The sequence below is a fragment of the Aureimonas sp. AU4 genome, assembly GCF_001463765.1.
GTDB lineage: Bacteria > Pseudomonadota > Alphaproteobacteria > Rhizobiales > Rhizobiaceae > Aureimonas.
Genome location: NZ_BBWK01000025.1, coordinates 64,427 through 79,498 on the forward strand (window position 1 = coordinate 64,427; position 15,072 = coordinate 79,498).

At 67.2% G+C, this 15,072-nt stretch carries 17 protein-coding genes and 1 pseudogene; 16 read left to right on the top strand and 2 right to left on the bottom strand.

The window, feature by feature from the left end:
* The first annotated feature begins 10 nt into the window (after positions 1–10).
* The 3 genes from hemW to AUL35_RS08675 all read left to right on the top strand — a co-directional run bounded on the left by hemW (position 11) and on the right by AUL35_RS08675 (position 2,867).
* Positions 11–1,204: a radical SAM family heme chaperone HemW gene (gene hemW / locus AUL35_RS08665; protein WP_062014114.1), complete on the top strand. Its 1,194-nt coding sequence runs from the start codon at positions 11–13 to the stop codon at positions 1,202–1,204.
* A gap of 247 nt (positions 1,205–1,451) precedes the next feature.
* Positions 1,452–2,381 carry a 16S rRNA (cytidine(1402)-2'-O)-methyltransferase gene (gene rsmI, locus AUL35_RS08670; protein WP_062014115.1) on the top strand — a complete coding sequence of 310 codons (930 nt, stop codon included), beginning with the start codon at positions 1,452–1,454 and terminating at the stop codon, positions 2,379–2,381.
* 81 nt (positions 2,382–2,462) lie between these two features.
* On the top strand, positions 2,463–2,867 hold the full coding sequence (locus AUL35_RS08675) for a YraN family protein (protein WP_374754481.1): 405 nt from the start codon (positions 2,463–2,465) through the stop codon (positions 2,865–2,867).
* A gap of 22 nt (positions 2,868–2,889) precedes the next feature.
* On the opposite strand, the gene AUL35_RS08680 is transcribed toward AUL35_RS08675, so the two are convergent.
* Positions 2,890–3,483, bottom strand: a complete 594-nt coding sequence (locus AUL35_RS08680) for a hypothetical protein (protein ID WP_062014074.1) — start codon at positions 3,481–3,483, stop codon at positions 2,890–2,892.
* Between the two features lie 226 nt (positions 3,484–3,709).
* On the opposite strand from AUL35_RS08680, the gene gshB reads away from it, so the two are divergent.
* Positions 3,710–4,648, top strand: coding sequence for a glutathione synthase (gshB, locus tag AUL35_RS08685; RefSeq protein WP_062014076.1), 939 nt, complete (start codon positions 3,710–3,712; stop codon positions 4,646–4,648).
* Between the two features lie 132 nt (positions 4,649–4,780).
* Positions 4,781–5,452 carry an SH3 domain-containing protein gene (locus AUL35_RS08690; RefSeq protein WP_062014078.1) on the top strand — a complete coding sequence of 224 codons (672 nt, stop codon included), beginning with the start codon at positions 4,781–4,783 and terminating at the stop codon, positions 5,450–5,452.
* A 5-nt stretch (positions 5,453–5,457) separates the two neighbouring features.
* On the opposite strand, the gene AUL35_RS08695 is transcribed toward AUL35_RS08690, so the two are convergent.
* Positions 5,458–5,967: a GNAT family N-acetyltransferase gene (locus AUL35_RS08695; protein ID WP_062014080.1), complete on the bottom strand. Its 510-nt coding sequence runs from the start codon at positions 5,965–5,967 to the stop codon at positions 5,458–5,460.
* Between the two features lie 131 nt (positions 5,968–6,098).
* Here AUL35_RS08695 and AUL35_RS08700 point away from each other — a divergent pair.
* The 11 genes and pseudogenes from AUL35_RS08700 to AUL35_RS08745 form a co-directional block, all read left to right on the top strand.
* A pseudogene (locus tag AUL35_RS08700) lies at positions 6,099–6,338 on the top strand (magnesium chelatase domain-containing protein); the annotation flags it as partial.
* 512 nt (positions 6,339–6,850) lie between these two features.
* Positions 6,851–7,198 (top strand): hypothetical protein, encoded by a 348-nt coding sequence (locus AUL35_RS22055; RefSeq protein ID WP_156417905.1) that lies wholly within the window; start codon positions 6,851–6,853, stop codon positions 7,196–7,198.
* 35 nt (positions 7,199–7,233) lie between these two features.
* Complete coding sequence (locus tag AUL35_RS08705) at positions 7,234–7,854, top strand: hypothetical protein (protein WP_062014082.1); 621 nt, start codon at positions 7,234–7,236, stop codon at positions 7,852–7,854.
* Between the two features lie 277 nt (positions 7,855–8,131).
* On the top strand, positions 8,132–9,454 hold the full coding sequence (locus AUL35_RS08710) for a DUF4041 domain-containing protein (RefSeq protein WP_244493713.1): 1,323 nt from the start codon (positions 8,132–8,134) through the stop codon (positions 9,452–9,454).
* Positions 9,455–9,488: 34 nt separating this feature from the next.
* Positions 9,489–9,707, top strand: a complete 219-nt coding sequence (locus AUL35_RS08715; protein WP_062014086.1) for a hypothetical protein — start codon at positions 9,489–9,491, stop codon at positions 9,705–9,707.
* Positions 9,708–9,773: 66 nt separating this feature from the next.
* On the top strand, positions 9,774–9,971 hold the full coding sequence (locus tag AUL35_RS08720) for a hypothetical protein (protein WP_062014088.1): 198 nt from the start codon (positions 9,774–9,776) through the stop codon (positions 9,969–9,971).
* A 188-nt stretch (positions 9,972–10,159) separates the two neighbouring features.
* Positions 10,160–11,935, top strand: a complete 1,776-nt coding sequence (locus tag AUL35_RS08725) for a P-loop NTPase fold protein (RefSeq protein ID WP_062014090.1) — start codon at positions 10,160–10,162, stop codon at positions 11,933–11,935.
* The gene (locus AUL35_RS22060) at positions 11,881–12,693 is read left to right on the top strand and encodes a hypothetical protein (protein WP_156417906.1); all 813 of its coding nucleotides are present in this window, start codon (positions 11,881–11,883) and stop codon (positions 12,691–12,693) included. Before AUL35_RS08725 ends, AUL35_RS22060 begins: the two co-directional genes overlap by 55 nt.
* Complete coding sequence (gene qatC / locus AUL35_RS08735; protein WP_062014095.1) at positions 12,686–13,999, top strand: Qat anti-phage system QueC-like protein QatC; 1,314 nt, start codon at positions 12,686–12,688, stop codon at positions 13,997–13,999. Before AUL35_RS22060 ends, qatC begins: the two co-directional genes overlap by 8 nt.
* A 1-nt stretch (position 14,000) precedes the next feature.
* Complete coding sequence (qatD, locus tag AUL35_RS08740; RefSeq protein WP_062014096.1) at positions 14,001–14,756, top strand: Qat anti-phage system TatD family nuclease QatD; 756 nt, start codon at positions 14,001–14,003, stop codon at positions 14,754–14,756.
* Positions 14,757–14,758: 2 nt separating this feature from the next.
* On the top strand, positions 14,759–15,072 hold a 314-nt coding region (locus AUL35_RS08745), incomplete at its 3' end, for a hypothetical protein (protein ID WP_156417907.1).

Here is a 15,072-nt window from a genome sequence, read left to right on the forward strand (position 1 = left end):
CCCCTTGAACATGATCGCCCGCGCCCCGGCCCCGCTCCAGCCCTTCGCGCCGCCCGCCGGCGATCCGGGCTTCGGCGTCTATCTCCACTGGCCCTTCTGCGCGGCCAAGTGCCCCTACTGCGACTTCAACAGCCACGTGCGCCGCGAGCCGGTCGACCAGGCGCGCTTCGTGGACGCCTTCCGGCGCGAGATCGCCAGCCAAGGGTCGCGCACGCGCGGCCTCACCGTCACCTCGATCTTCCTGGGCGGCGGCACGCCCTCGCTCATGGAGCCCGCCACCGTCTCGGCCATTCTCGAGGCGGTCGCCGCGCAATGGACCGTGGCCAGTGGCGCGGAGATCACCCTCGAGGCCAACCCCTCGTCGGTCGAGGCCGAGCGCTTCCGCGGCTACCGCGCGGCTGGCGTCAACCGCGTCTCGCTCGGCGTCCAGGCCCTCAACGACGCGGACCTGCGCCGCCTCGGCCGCCTCCACGACGTGTCCCAAGCGCTCGGTGCCATCGAGCTCGCGCGCGAAATCTTCCCGCGCCTGTCCTTCGACCTCATCTACGCCCGCCCCGGCCAGAGCGTCATGGCGTGGGAGGCCGAGCTCGCGCAGGCCATCGGGCTCGCCGCCGACCACCTCTCGCTCTACCAGCTGACCATCGAGGAAGGCACCGCCTTCCACGCCCTGCACAAGGCCGGCAAGCTGGTCGTGCCCGACGGAGAGCTCTCCGCCGACCTCTACGAGGCGACCCAGCAGCTCACCGCCTTCCACGGCATGCCCGCCTACGAGATCTCGAACCACGCCGTGCCGGGCGCCGAATCGCGCCACAACCTCACCTACTGGCGCTACGGCCTCTACGCCGGCATCGGCCCCGGCGCCCACGCCCGCCTGCCGGGCCCCGACGGCGGCCGCCACGCGGTCGCCAACGAGAAGCATCCCGAGACCTGGCTCAAGATGGTCGAGGACTGGGACGAGGGCCATGTCGAGGACACGCCCCTCGACCCCGCCGAGCAGGCCGACGAACTCATGCTCATGGGCCTGCGCCTGGCCGAGGGCATCGATCTCAAGCGCTGGCGCGCCCTCTCTGGCCGCGACATCGACCGCACCACCGAGCGCGACCTCGCCGGCCACGGCCTCCTCCAGCGCCTCGGTCCTGACCGCATCCGCGCCACGCCCGCCGGCATGATGGTGCTCGACGCGCTGGTCGCGGACCTCGCGTGAGGGGATCGGCGGTCTTGCTGCATGGCGGGGCTACCGCCCCTCCGGGGCGAGCCACGGGTCTCGCCCGTCCTTGCGGACCCGTCCGGGAAGGAATTCCCGGACCCTTCTTCTCATTTGGGCAGTCTTTTCCCACTGGAGACGGGCCGGTGGCCCGTCTCCAGTGGGAACACTCTTCAAGTGAGGAGGGGTCCAGGGGAAATCATTTCCCCTGGCAGGGGTGCGGGGGCAGAGCCCCCGTCTCGGCACCATGACCATCGAGCCCCCCGACACGGCGGATCCGGCGCCCGGCGAGCCGGGCACCTTCACGCTGCGCGGCACGGTGATGCGGGCGCGGCGGCCGGAGGCGGGTCTGTATCTGGTGGCGACGCCGATCGGAAACCTGTCGGATGTGAGCCTGCGCGCGCTGGACGTGATCGCGGCGGCGGACCGGCTGGCCTGCGAGGACACGCGGGTGACGGGCAAGCTGCTTGCGCGCTACGGCATCCGGCGCGCGATGACGAGCTATCACGAGCACAGCGGAGGGGATGCGGCGGAAGGGCTTCTGGCGGATCTGGAGGCGGGGCGCTCCGTCGCGGTGGTGACGGACGCCGGCACGCCGTCGGTCTCGGATCCCGGCTTCCGGCTGGCGGTGGAGGCGGGCGAGCGGGGCTATCCGGTGGTGCCCGTGCCCGGCGCCTCGGCGCCGCTGGCGGCGCTGGTGGCGTCGGGACTTCCGTCCGACAGCTTCTTCTTCGCCGGCTTCCTGCCGGTGAAGGAGAGCGGGCGGCGCGCCCGCCTCGAGGAGGTGGCGCGGGTTCCCGGCACGCTTCTCTTCTTCGAGGCGCCGCACCGCATCGCGGAGAGTCTGGCGGACATGGCGGCCGTTCTGGGCGAGGGTCGGCGCGCGGCGGTGTGCCGCGAGCTGACCAAGCTGCACGAGACCATCACGCGCGGCACGCTGCGCGAGCTGGCCGAGCGGTTCGGCGCCGAGGAGCGCGTGCGGGGCGAGATCGTGGTCTGCGTCGCGCCGCCGGACGTGGCGGGACCGGCGGACGCCGACGAGGCCGACGCGATCCTGCGCGGGTTGCTCGCCGAGATGAAGCCGGCCCAGGCGGCGGCCGAGGCGTCGCGGCTGACGGGACGCCCCCGCCGCGACCTTTACGCCCGGGCGCTGGAAATGCGCGACGACCGGCGCTGAGGCGCGGCCGCGCTTGGTTGAAGCGCGCGCGCTTCCGGTCCATGCTGGCTTCTGCGATCGTGGCGGGGAGGCGACGGGGCGATGCGGACGACGAGTCCGAAGACCAGCGGCAATGGCAAGACCGGCATGGCGGAGCGGCGCGCGGCGGAGCGGCGCGGCCATTGGGCGGAAGTGCGCGCCGCCTGGGCGCTGCGGCTCAAGGGCTACCGCATCCTGGCCGTGCGCCATCGCACCAAGCTCGGCGAGATCGACCTGATCGCGCGGCGCGGCGACCTCGTGGCGATCGTCGAGGTCAAGGCGCGGCCGACGCTGGAAGCCGCCATGGAGGCGGTGGATGCCCGCTCGCAGCGCCGGATCGCGGCCGCCGCCGACCTTTGGCTGACGCACCGGCCCGACCATGCGCGCATCTCGTTGCGCTTCGACATCGTGGCCGTGCTGCCGCGCCGCTGGCCGGTGCACGTGCCGGACGCCTGGCGCGGACGCTAGAAGCCGCCCGCGCCGGGAAACGTCAGACGCCGGCGGCGCCCCGGGCCGGGGCGGCGGGCCGCTTGGGCGCCGGCGCCGCGGGGGCGGCCGGAGCGGGCGCGGTCTTGGCGGCGAGTTCGGGCGTCATGACCTCGCGGTGGTTGTCGCCGTAGATCCGCGTCTCGACGTTCTTGGCAAGGCCCCGCGCCAGGGCCCGATCGACACGGGCGCGGTCCTGCGCGGCCGCGATCACCGCGCCGCTAATGCCGTTCAGCACCGTCTGGTCCAGCGTGCCGGTGTCGAAGCGCGCGATCTCGGCGCCGTTCTCCCCGCGCAGGATGCCCTGCGCCAGCACGCGGTTGGCGTCGCCCACCAGAAGCGAGGCGATCGGGTTCTTGTAGTGGACCTCGGTGAGCGTCAGCTGGAGATCGGCAGGGCGGCCCTCGCGCGTATTGACGATCTGCGGCGGCAGGGTCTGACGCACCAGGGACACGATGTCCGTGTCGCTCTTCACGGTGGGCGCGGCCGCGACGGTGACGCTGCGGATCTTGAGCGGCCCGGCGGTCTTCACGATGGGCTGGGCGCAGCCGGAAAGAAGCGCGGCGAGCGCCGCCACGGCGAGAAAGGTCGATTTCAAGGGAATGTCCGTTTGGGAGTTGCGCGCCGGTTCTGCGTTCCCGCAAAGCTTGTGGCTAGAGGCGGGACGGCCCCGCAACAGGCCGGACGGCTGACGTTCGCGTGATGCGCTGCAGGGTGCGCGCCGACTGCGGCGCGAAGAACACAGGTCGCGTCTGCGCATGGACAGAAGGCGACAGCCCCGCTACCTCGCCGGGGAGCAATCGCTTTGCCGAAGGAATGACGCCATGGGCTTGAAGGTCGCGGTCCAGATGGACCATGTGTCGGGCATCACCATCAAGGGCGACTCGACCTTCGCCCTGTCGCTGGAGGCGGAGCGGCGCGGGCACGCGCTGTTCCACTACACGCCCGACCGGCTGGCCCTGAGCGGCGGCGTCCTGACGGCGCGCGTCGAGTCCATGAACCTGCGCGACGAGGAGGGCCAGCACTTCACGCTGGGCACGCCCGAGCGGGTGGATCTGTCGGAGATGGACGTGGTGCTCCTGCGCCAGGACCCGCCCTTCGACATGAACTACATCACCTCCACGCACATGCTGGAGCGCATCCATCCCAAGACGCTGGTGGTCAACGACCCGGCCTGGGTGCGCAACATGCCGGAGAAGATCTTCGTCACCGAGTTCCAGGACCTGATGCCGGAAACCCTGATCACCAAGGACCCGGCCGAGATCCAGGCCTTCCGGCAGGAGTTCGGCGAGATCGTCCTCAAGCCCCTCTACGGCAACGGGGGCGCCGGCGTCTTCCACCTCACCAAGGAGGACCGCAACCTGTCCTCGCTGATGGAGACCTTCGGCCTCCTGTTCCGCGAGCCCTTCATCGCGCAGCGCTACCTCAAGGACGTCCGCAAGGGCGACAAGCGGATCCTCCTGATCGACGGCGAGCCGGTGGGCGCGGTGAACCGCGTGCCCTCCGAGAGCGACGCGCGCTCCAACATGCATGTGGGCGGGCGCGCCGAGGCGACCGAGCTGACGCGGCGCGAGCGCGAGATCTGCGAGCGGATCGGCCCGGCGCTGAAGGAGCGCGGGCAGGTGCTGGTCGGCATCGACGTGATCGGCGACTACCTGACCGAGATCAACGTCACCTCGCCCACGGGCATCCGCGAGGTGAAGCGCTTCGGCGGCGCCGATGTCGCGGCGCTGTTCTGGGACGCGGTCGAGGGTAAGCTCTGAGGAGCACGCGGGCCGGGGCGGCGTCGCGGCTGCCCCAACCCCTCCTGAACGCCGGATGAACGCCGCGTTCCGCCTTCGTTGAGGGATGGCGCGCTAGGCTTGCCTCGATCCTTGCCAACCGGACGCCTCGCCGTGCCCCTTCGCCTCCGCTCCCTCCTCGCGCTCGCCGCCCTCGTTCTCGCCCCCGAGATCGCACAGGCCGCGACCGCGATCGCCACCACCAACGTGAACCTGCGCGCAGGGCCCTCGACACGCTACCCGGCGGTCAACGTCGTGCAGGGCGGCGAGGACGTCCACGTCTTCGGGTGCCTCGCCAACCGTTCCTGGTGCGACGTCGACTTCTACGGCCAACGCGGCTGGATGTCGTCGGACTATCTCGCCTTCGTGCGCGGCGGGCGCCGCTACACCGGGCCCGAGGTGGTAGGCTACATCGGCGCGCCGGTCGTGACCTACTCCTTCGGCCGCTACTGGGACGACCACTACCGGGACCGCGACTTCTATCGCGACCGCCGCCGCTGGGACGGCATCGCCGGCCCGCCGATCTTCGATCGCGGCCCCCCGCCGCGCGCCCGCGACCGGATCGGCCCGCCCCCGCCCTACGTGGTGCGCGGCGAGCGCGGCTACGACGATCGCGGCTATGACGGGCGCGACCGGTTCGAGCGCGAGCGCGACCGCTTCGAGGGTCGGCGCGACCGCGAGCGGTTCGAGGACCGCCGCCGCTTCGAGGACGGCCCGCCCCCGCCCTGGGTCCGCGACCGGGGCCCCGGCCGGCCGGACTGGGACCGCGAGGGCGACCTCGAATAGACGGATCAGCCCGCCGCCGCGCCCGGCCGCTCCAAGAGGACGACCGGGCGCTCGTGGTAGGGCGCCTCGCGCATGGGGCGGTAGCCGAGACGTCCGGCGAGCCTCAGCGAGGGCGCGTTCGCCGGGTCGATCATCGCCACCGTGCGCCGCGCGCCGAGGCCGGCGAGAAGCGCCTCCATGCCCTCGCGGGCCAATCCCTTCCCTTGCGCCCAGCCCGCCAAGGTCCATCCGGCCTCGGGGTCGCGGTCGAAGTCGGGTCCGTGCCCACGCCGCATGTGGAGGAAGCCCATCTGGCCGGCAAATCGCCCCGACCCGCGCTCCTCGGCCGCCATCATGGCGGTTCCAAAGACCTGGAAATGGCCGATCTGCGCGAGTAGCCGGCGCCAGGTGCCCTCCTCGCCGTCCGAGCTGCGGTCGAGATAGCGCGTCACCTGCGGGTCCTGCGACAGCGCGAGCAGCGCGTCGAAGTCCCGGGGCTCGAGCGGACGGATCAGAAGGCGGGGCGTCTCGATCATCCCGCCCTTGTGGCAGGCCGGACCCGGGCCGAAAAGGGGTGCGCGGGCGCCGGTTCGTTCCCGGCCCGTTCTTGTGTCGCCGCTTGTGCCGCTATACCCTTTTTCGGGCAGGGGTTGTGGGGGCGAATCGGGTGGTATCGCGCGTCAGGACGGTCGCCTTCCAGGGCGTCGAGGCGATTCCCGTGGACGTCCAGGTCATGGTCGCGCCCGGCAAGATGGGCATGCAGATCGTGGGCCTTGCCGACAAGGCGGTGGCGGAAAGCCGCGAGCGGGTCCAGGCCGCGCTCCACGCCTCGGGCCTGTCCATGCCGCCCAAGCGCGTCACCGTGAACCTCGCCCCCGCCGACCTGCCCAAGGAAGGCTCGCATTACCGCTTTGAAACGCCTTTGCGGTCGCCGCTTGAGCAAGCGCTTGAATTGCCGCTCACACGATGCTCACCACAAGACGCTGAGACCGTTATTCCTGACCGCAGGAGGTGCAAATGGATCGGGAAGCAATAGCCCTCGAGGCGCAACGGCTTATCAAGGCTCGTAGGGATGCAGACACACCCGAGAACGAGGCGCGGCTTCGGGCAGAGCTGGAGGCGCAAGGAGGCAAGCTGGTTCGCATCCGTGGGAAGAACCCCCAACGCTACCGTATGAAGCTCAAGAACGGGTCCATCGAACCCGTGACCCTGTTCGACGTCGAGGCGCGGCTCGCGAGGGTACGAAGGACCAAGCCTGACTAGCGGACAGCGAACGCTCTAGGCCTGACAGAGAGGAATTGCATCTTGGACGACGAAGCGTTGAGGCGAAGGAGCGCTATGGACATCCGTCGCCTCTATCTAAACTGTCGAGCCAAAGCCGGATTGGCCGGGCCGCAGGGCGCGGAGGCACGGCGTCTCATGGAACGCATCGAGATATTAAATCTGCTTCCTACCGTCCTGTCAGGCATGGCGAAGGACGATCCTGTTTACCGCGAACTCGAGCGTATTATTCGCTCTCCCGAAGGGCGCAAGGCGATGATCGCTGCTACGACCGCTGGTCTTCCGGCTCTAGCAGGCGTCGAACCAATGATCGTTGCGAGCTTGGGACCGCTTTATGGTCCACACGACCAAGGTACCGTCTCGGCTGGCGGCATCATCGGCGAGGTAATGCGTCCTATGGGGTATCGTAAGGATCGGGACAGCGCACCAATGCCAATAGGCTCTGTAGCTCAGTCGGCTGCTACTTGGATCGCGAACAGCATCTGACGGCTCTGTATGGCCCCTGCGACGTGGGATGCGATATGGCCGAGGCTCAAAACGAAATCATCCAAGTTGCTAAAGCCGGTCCCGCTGCCATCGATCTGGAAAAGAAGCAGATCGTTTCCGACGTGGAATATAGGATCGCCCAATCCTGGGCGCGCATCATGCGTGAGACGTCAGAAGCACGCGCTGGACGACCTGTCGGAAACTCCAGGTCGATCCTATTCGAGTTCTCCGACCTAACTGACGTCACCAAATCCGCTGTCGACGAAAGCTGGAACTACGTGCTCGACATTTGCCGCGTTGGCGAGCGGCGGCCTGAGGACCTAGTCCCGCTAGCAGCGCACGCAATCGGCTTCTTTTCGAAGGGTGTCCTCCTCTACGCGAACGATAGGAGTGTCGCCGCGACTGCCTTCGGGGAGACCGATCAGATAAACGCCGCCGGGGCAAAAGCCGTTGATGCGGTCGCGAAGCACATCGACGTGACAACACGTGAGGCGTTGCTCGGCTATGCAGCTGGCAAGGCCGTATACCCCCGAGCGACATGGCCCCTTACACGGTGGGGCGCCGTGAAAGCCCGGATCGGCTCGATCAGTGTGTTCTTGCTCGGAAGCGTCACAGGTGCCTTCGTGACGACGGCGGTGAAATGGCTGTTCTCCTGACGCTGGACCGTAGATCGCGCGAGCCAATCAGGCGGCATCCAACTTCCTGATCCTGGTTGACATGGTCGCCTCGCCTGTTTGAGCTTCAACCCACACGGGAGGAGCTATGACGGATCCGCTACTGATTGCGACCGCCAGCGGGGCGGCATTTGCAACCATCGTTTGCCTCGTCGCCCTCGCGTACTGGCTCTCGGCGTCGAGGGCGAAGCGAGCGCTGGGCGCGTCGCTCGCCTCGACACAGGCTATGTTGGCCGAGGCCCGGGGCGAGACGGAGGCCGTGCGATCTCGCTTCGCCGACGTCGTGGACGCCGACGCAGAGAGGGCACGGGTCGACGCTGACATCGCCGATCGGCGCGCTGAGCTCGGCGCATTGGATGAGCAGCACCTTGCGCGTTCGGTCGCAGCGCAGGCCGACCACGACGCGCAACTCGACCGGCAGCGCGACGAGATCGAGGCGGTCCGTCGCGATTATCGAGAGAAAAAAGCCCTCTATGATCGGCTTGCCGCGGAGGTCGCCATCTTCGACGAGCGGCTCGCCTTCGCCGAGATGGGCGTCTACGCGCCTCACTTCGAGTTCAGCGACAGTGAGGCCTACAAGGACGCGATCACGACCGTTCGCGAGCGGCAGAAGGACATGGTTTCGGCGAAGACCGCCGTCTTCTGCACCACGACCTGGACGGTCGATGGCAGTGCGTCGAAGGGCCAGACGATGACGAACCGAGGGATCAAGCTGACCCTACGGGCCTTCAACAACGAATGCGACGCGGCGATCTCCAATACGCGCTGGAACAACGTCAACGCGATGGAGAAGCGCATCCAGCGCGCTTCGGAACAGATCGACAAGCTCAACGCTTCGAGCTCGATCGTCATTGCGCAGCACTACCTCAAGCTCAAGCTCGATGAACTCCACCTGACGCACGAGTATCGCGAGAAGCTCAAGACCGAGCGCGAGGAGCGCGCCGAGGCGGCGCGTTTGGCGAAGGAGGAGCAACGACTCATCCGCGACCTTGAGCAGGCGCAGGAAGAAGAGGACCGCTACGCGCGCCTCCTGGCGAAGGCGAAGGCCGAAGCGGAGAAGGTCGTTGGACCAAAGCTCGGCGCCTTCGAGGACCAGATTCGGGTCCTGGAGAAGGACCTTGCAGAAGCTCACGCTCGGGCCGAGCGCGCGCAGGCGATGGCCGAGCGGACGCGGTCCGGGTATGTCTACATCATCTCCAACATCGGGTCGTTCGGCGAGGGCGTCGTCAAGATCGGGCTGACGCGGCGCCTCGATCCGCTCGACCGCGTTCGCGAGCTCGGCGACGCAAGCGTCCCCTTCGTCTTCGACACGCACGCCATCATCTACAGCGACGACGCACCAACGCTCGAGCGAGCACTCCATACCGAGTTCGATGCGACACGCATCAACGCGCAGAACTATCGGAAGGAGTTCTTCCGCGCGGAGATCGACGACGTCGAGAAGGCCGTCGCGCGTCTCGCTCCTGGCGCGCCCTTCTTCCGGGACGTCGAAGCGCAGGAGTATCGCGAGACCCTGTCGCGCCGCCGGCAAGCACTATCGGCAACGGAGCCGGAGCGCGAGTTCTTCCCGGCCGACCTCTAGGTCGCCGGTCCGCCTTACGAAAGGCTGCGCTCCTATGCCTGTCGCGATGTCCGATGACCTCTTCCTCGACGCGCCCGAGCTCGACAGCATGTCTCTCTGCAAGGAGTGCGGAGATCATCTGCTTCCGCACGAGCAAGATACCTGCGAGGGCTGCGATCGCCTCTACTACGGTCGCGTGGTGGCGTGGATAAAGGGCGGCGCGGATCACGACCTTGCCCTTGCCTACGAGTGTGTCCGGCCGGCGCTGCACTGAAATCTATCCCCGACTGCCCGGTCCGGCCGCATCTTCGTCGCCGGCACCAACCGGCGGGGAACGGACATGTCGCAACTCGCCGAAGAGATCATCGACCTTCCGCTCGCCGATGACCTGAACGCCGCGATCGACGAGGCGATCCGGTTGAGCGGCGGCGACGCGCGTCGCGCGATCGGCGCGCTCATCCGCGGCCAGCGATCGATCCAGGACGCGGTCGGTGCCAGCGTGTCGGCCGGCTACGCCCACCGCGGTCTCGGTCGATGATCTCGTGGCGCAAGTCCCGCTTCAAGACCCTGTTCCCGAGCACGCGCAATGTTTGAGTAGCAGAGCCTCGAGTATGTTTCCGGCGGAGCGGAGACTGACCGCATTCCGAAATATGCCCGTGGACGAACACGCGGCTCGCTTGACCAATCATCGGCCGGCATCAACCCTTGATAGAAACGGAGGGGATCATGTGGGCGGACATCGAAAGCGGCGTGGACTTCCTGAACTATTCGGAAGTGTCCGAGACGGTCTGCGAACTCGTCGCCGACGATGACATGCTGCCGATGTCGCTCGGGATCTACGGAACTTGGGGCGTCGGTAAGTCGAGCATTCTCCGTTTGGTCTCCCGGCAACTGGAAGCCGATCCGCGAAATCTCGTCATCCCGTTCGACGCTTGGCTCTACCAGGATTTCGACGAGGCGAAGTCCGCGCTGATGACCGTGATTGCAAAGAACCTCTACGACGCGACTCCCGAGACCCTCAAAGAGAAGGCGTCGGCCATCTACCGCCGCGTTAACAAGATCAAGGCGCTAGGCCTCGCGGTCGACATTGGTGCGATGGCGGTAGGCATCCCAACCTTTGGGCTGGTCTCCAAAGCCCTTGGCTCGGCGGGAGACCTCCTGTCGGGAACTGGCGACCAGGAAGATGTCGACGCCCTGAAAGCTGGCGTTAAGGATGCGACCGAACGGGGCGACGGCCTTCTGCAAGAGCGCGAGAAGCGCAACGCACCGGAAGAGATTGCGGCGTTCCGCAAGGAGCTAGGGGAACTGCTCGGCGGCATGGATCGCAGGCTGGTCGTGTTCGTCGACAACCTCGACCGTTGCCTTCCAGGCAATGCGATCGCGACGCTAGAAGCGATGCGCCTTTTCCTCTTCCTGCCCCGCACGGCCTTCGTGGTCGCGGCGGACGAGGACATGATCCGTCTGTCGGTGGAGAAGCACTTCTCCAACCCTGGCGATAGGCACGTGACAGACTACCTCGACAAGTTGATCCAGATCCCGGTCCGCGTGCCCAAGCTCGGCTTGCAGGAGGTCCGAGCGTACCTTGCCATGCTGGCGGTGACGAAGGAGGTCAGCATCGCCGAAGCCGATCGGGAAGCCCTCCGATCGTTCCTGATTTCGAAGCTGCGCAAGAGTTGGTCGCAAGAACCGCACTTCACGATGGCCGAGATAGCGCGAATGCTCGCGCTGCCTGACGACAGCCCGTTGATGCGAAGCCTGGAGACGATGGATCGGATCGCCCCTCTCCTCGCCCATTCTGTCCGGATCAACGGCAACCCGCGCATCGTAAAGCGAATGCTGAACGTGATCCGCATGCGATCGTCCGTTGCCCGGCGCCGCGAGATGCCTTTGGGCGAGTCCTACATCGCCAAGCTGGCGCTGTTCGAGCGATGCATGGGCGAGGAAGCCATCCTCGGCCTTGGCGCCATGATCAACTCGGCCTCGGAAGGGAAGCCCGTTGTCTTCGCTGAGTTGGAAGCTGTCGAAGGCGAGATCCCAGTGGATCAACTACCGGAGGCATGGCGAGCTCAGTCCGAGTTCGCGGCCAACTGGCTGCGGCTGGATCCGAAGTTTGCCGGGATGGATCTGCGTCCGTTGGTCTACCTGTCGCGCGAGACGCTACCACTGCGGTCGGTCGCAGCCCGGCTTACCCCTTCGGCAGCGAAGGCCGTCGACGCCCTGTTGAAGACCGCCACGATGGGCTCGCCCGCGTCGCGGGACGCGATCGCAGGGCTGGCACCCGAGGAGACTGGGGACGTCATGGACGAACTGGTCGCCGCGATGGGCCGAAACCTCGACTGGTCGAGGGCCCGCAGCGACTTCCGAGGCGCTGTGCTCCTCGCGAAGTCGAGCAGGGCCGCGCACGACAAGCTAGCCCGGTTCGTCGGCAGCATACCGAAGCCGCCCCCGTGGATGGTAGCTTTGATGAAAGATACAACGCCGCCGGCAAGTGGGCGGCGCTGATGGGCACATCGTCCTCCTCACGCGGCTCCGGTAAGCATCAGCCACTCGTTCCTCCCGGCACAGACGATGAGCCGGGAGAGCGCCTGCCGGAGGCGCCACCGAAGCGGTTCAGGGCGTTCCGGACCGCATTCGGCAAGTTCCTCCGGGAAGGGGACGGTGTCGATCTACGACGCGCGCTCGGGCACTACGCGCGAACCTCCACCGGAGGACGAGCGGTAGGCCCGCGACGATACGGTTCAGTCTACGCAGCCGGTGGCAACCTCTACGATGCACTAGCCTCGCTCGGCGGTCGCGGCGTGGACGCGGCTCCTGGAGGGCTGAACCGGGAGGAACTCACAGGCCAGCCACTTGACGTCGTATGCCAGAGGATCGCCCAGGCGCTGGCGCCAGACGGCGCCGACGCCGATCGGATCCGGATCTCGATCGACGAGGCGATGCTCGAGGTCCTCGGCGAGGGTGAGTTCGACCCAGATCGCCTTGATGGAGAGACGGTCCACCGCATCGTCGCGGAATACCTCTCACAATGCATCTTCCAGGACATCGTCGAGGAGGTCGGCGGATCCTGGGCAAACTCGCCAGACGCGTCGCGCACTCCGGAGGCGGAGGCCCAACTGCTCGAACTGATCCGGGTGGTGGTGGACCGGGAACTCGGCGCGAGGATGCCTCTTGGCGCGGCGCTCGACGGCGCGGGGGTTTCTCGCCTCATGCGGGCGACGGTCGACGAGGTTTGGCGGGAATGGGAGGCCTACGATGAATAGGTTGGCGTTTCACGTCGACGAGGAGAACGTCCCAGTTCCGGGCGGCTCCGACACCATCCACATCCACCTTTACGGGCGCCGCCCAAAACACGTTGGTACCGCCTCCGTCGGCGGAAGTCTCGAAGTCGCGGTGGCTCGGCTCGGCGTACAGATCGACCCAACGGCCTTCGATTTCCTGTCGATCGCGCTGGCAGTAGTGGCTGCGGACACATTCGTCGACCGCTCGCGGCACGGGACGAACGGCTGGTCGCGTGAACTTGCTCTCGAGTTGCCGCTCCACCGGCCCGAACCCTGGACGGCCGTCATCGGAGACCTCGAGCGTGCGTTGGGGTTCTTGAGCGGGGACACGTGGCGCCTGTCGCTTCTCGACGGCGGGCGCGCGCCTCCGGGCGCCGGGGCCATCCTAAGGCGGCATCGAAGCCATATCGGTATCGGACGGGCGGACTGCGTATCTTTGTTCTCTGGTGGCCTCGACAGCCTCATCGGTGCCGTCGAGCTCATCCGACAGGGACGCCGCCCGCTCCTGGTCAGCCATTCCTACCGCGGCGACCAAAGCTACCAAAGACGCCTTGCTCCGCGTTTGGGCATGTCCTTGCCGCGCTTTGCCGCCAACGCAAACCCCGTATTCTCCGGCCCGAACGTCAACGACACAAGCATGCGCACCCGCAGCCTCGGTTTCCTTGCCTACGGAGTCGTCGCAGCGACCGCGCTTGGCTTCGTGAGGCCGCGGCTCGACCGAGTGGATCTCGTCGTCCCGGAGAACGGGTTCATCGCCCTAAACGCACCACTGACGCGTCGCAGGGTAGGCTCGCATTCCACCCGCACGACGCATCCGAACTTCCTCGATAGGATCCAGTCCGTCCTGGATGTGGTGGGCATCGGGATCCAGATCACCAATCCCTATCGTCACATGACGAAGGGCGAGATGCTGGCAGCTCTCGCCCCAGGTAGGGACTTGATTGATACAGCGCTCGGCACAGTGTCCTGCGGCAAGTGGAAACGCAGGAGCCAGCAGTGCGGGCACTGCGTCCCGTGCCTCATTCGCCGCGCTGCGTTCGATTGGGCTGGCATCCCCGACACTACCGATTATCGCTACTCCGTGCGCGAGGCGTTTGAGCGTCCAGACATCGGCGACGATGTCATGGCCGTTCGTGTTGCATTCGCAAGAGACGGCCGCGGCTACGACCAGCGCGCGCTCGCCAGCGGCCCCTTGCCGTGGGACCCCCTCGAGAGGCAGGGATGGTTTGGCGTTCATCGACGCGGCCTTGCCGAAGTGGGAGCGTACATCGAACGGGAACTAGCCTAAATTGATCGACTTCCATTGCCACCTCGACCTCTTCCCATCCCCGTCGGAGGCGATCGACGAAATCGAGCGATCCGGCATCTACGCGCTGTCGGTTACGACGACGCCTAAGGCGTTCCCTAAGACCGCCATGCTCGCGCATAGGCGGAAGCGGATCCGCACCGCGTTAGGCCTTCACCCGCAACTGGCGCATGAGCGCCACGGAGAGGTCGGCATGTTCGTCCGACTGCTTGGGGAGACCGACTACGTTGGCGAGATCGGGCTCGACGGCGGGGACGAGTTCGCCGAACATCTAGCTGTTCAGAAGGATGTCCTCGACCGCATCCTGCGGGCGTGCTCGGACGTAGGCGGGCGGATCATGTCCATTCACAGCCGGCATGCGAGCGCCGAGGTTCTCGACGCGCTCGGACGGCACCCGGGTTCGGGCGTTCCCGTCCTGCATTGGTTCTCGGGGCCGCCGGCACATGCGGAACGCGCGGTTGAAATGGGGGCTTGGTTCTCGGTCGGCCTGCCAATGCTCCGGTCGCGCAGGGCTGCGGCTCTCGTCGCGCGGCTGCCCCGCGACCGCGTCCTCACCGAAACGGACGCTCCCTTCGCTTCGACGGTTGGGAGCCAATATCCGACGCCCGCCCTAAAGGAAGCGCTGGCCCGTTTGGCGGGTCTTTGGGGTACCGACGATGCAACGACGTGGCGTTGCCTAAACAACAACCTCAGAACCCTGACTGGAACGGTCAAGGCGACCTACGCAGCGGCGCGGTGAGAATGGAAGAGCAGCGAAGCCAGGTCACCGAGGATCTCAACGCCATCCAGCGCGACCTGGTCTTCGATCGCCTCATCAACGCCGTCGAGGATCGGCCGTCACACGACGAGACCGTCGTGCGCGCAAGGGCTGAGGACGCTATGTTCCACCGTCTGAATGAGGACAGTGCGGGAGGCGGCGGCACCGCGAGCATAGAGACGACAACGCGCTCCGGCCCGGTCGCCGTCGGCGAGCCGGCCGGGACGCGCTTGAGCAAGCCGTCCTTGTCCTGGCGCTGGCCGATCATCGCCGCCGCGGCGACGGCCGCCGCGCTAGG